Annotated in this window: 1 protein-coding gene and 1 pseudogene; both read right to left on the bottom strand. The window is 57.2% G+C overall.

What is annotated here, in order from left to right:
• Positions 1-399: pseudogene (locus C8N42_RS21255) on the bottom strand (ATP-binding protein); the annotation flags it as partial.
• On the bottom strand, positions 396-1,600 hold a 1,205-nt coding region (locus C8N42_RS21250), incomplete at its 5' end, for a Mu transposase C-terminal domain-containing protein (RefSeq protein ID WP_146168314.1). The gene C8N42_RS21250 and the pseudogene C8N42_RS21255, both read right to left, overlap by 4 nt.

Here is a 1,600-nt window from a genome sequence, read left to right as displayed (position 1 = left end):
ATGGAAGCCGACCATGTCCCAGATTTCGCGCTGCGTCATTCGCCCCGATGTTGGAAGAGCAAAACCTTCCCGCAGGGTGTGAACGCCAAGGTCCTTCCACGACATAGTTCCTTTGAGCATAACGCTGACGATACGCGCGGGGCGCCCATCTGGCATGAGGGTTGATCCATCGTTGAGCTGATCAAGCTGGTGGCGGATTTCTCCGGTTTTGCCGATGCGCGACGGCCCCGTCACCATCAGGCCGCGGGCCTCAAAACTCTGGCTCGCAGAGGCTTTGGCCCAATAGTCAGTGATCATCCAAGCTATCCCCGCGCGCAAATCGTTTGCGCGCGGGAAATCATAATGCAGGGCTTTGAGGGCTGCGATTTTCGAGGCCACGGCTGTATCGAGGAAACTCATTTCAGCTTCCCCGCGTGTTCCGGGCGACCGAATACGGCGCGCTCGTCCTGAGTATTGGACGTCAAATCGCCCTTAATTGGCGACGCAAATCCATCGCCGATGTCAAATGCGAAGGGATCACACTCCAGATCCGCGAGCGTACCCGGCGCAACCGTGCCCTCGGTGATTTTCGGTTCCGACGACTGCATGCCAGCGGTGAGCACGGCGGCTTTCTTTTCGGCCTCCTCGCGCGTCATGTAACTCCGGGCAAGACCGTTTTCGATGGCCTTGCTCTTCAGATAATCAAACCTTTCCTGGCGCAAGCGCGCCAGGCGAACACGCGTGTCCTTCAGATTGGCGGGATCGTTCCTGCGCAGTTCCTCGTAATGCGCCAGAACCTCAGGAATGGTCATATCGCGCATTTCTGTCCAACTCAGATCCACGCAAATTGGGGCCGGATGCCCCTCGACAATTACAGTGACTTCATTCACGCAATCAGGGTCACAAAATACGGCAACTTTGCGCTTGGTGCTGTCGCGGAATTTTTGAAGCTCGGGGGAGTTGTATGGCAGGCCGAACACTTTCACGCCTTCGTCAGTGATCATGGCTTCCTTGCGCCACCCAAGATGCAATCGCCGATCCTGCGGAGATGGAACGGCGATGGCCCAGCCTTCCTCTGCAAGCTGCGTCGCGACGTGGATCGGGGAACGCCCGAACATCGTTGTCCCATAGTGATTTTGGTATGGGTATTCGTCGATCAGATAGCGCGTGATCAGGCGAAAGAGCTCTTCGCGGAAAATCACTGCATTCTTCTTGGCATCGTAGCCTTTGAGATGTCCCGCTTTGCGCCCTGTGTAGCCATGAAGCAAATTGATAAGCTGGCTTTCCATCGTGCTCCACATCCGCTCGACGAAGGGCGTGTCGCCAGAGTGATAGGCTCGAACATCGACCACCTGGGCCCCCGCTCCTAAAAGCGCCGTCTTCACGGCCCCATTGCGCAGGCCGGAGCCATTGTCGTTTGCGACACAAGCCAACCCGACCGCAGGCATTGGATCGCAATCACACCCAAATATGATTTTCTCGCGCTCTTTGCCCCGTGTCGCCATCCGCAGAGCATCCAAAGTGGCCTCATGGTTCGGGGCATCGGTCAGCGTCCAGCCGAGTGGCATGCGCGTCGCAACATCCAGCACAAGCACCAGCCATAGCCGTGACGTCACATATT

The organism is Celeribacter persicus, from assembly GCF_003050785.1.
In the GTDB taxonomy this organism is placed as follows: Bacteria; Pseudomonadota; Alphaproteobacteria; order Rhodobacterales; family Rhodobacteraceae; genus Celeribacter; species Celeribacter persicus.
This window is presented reverse-complemented; position numbering and strand designations above follow the sequence as displayed.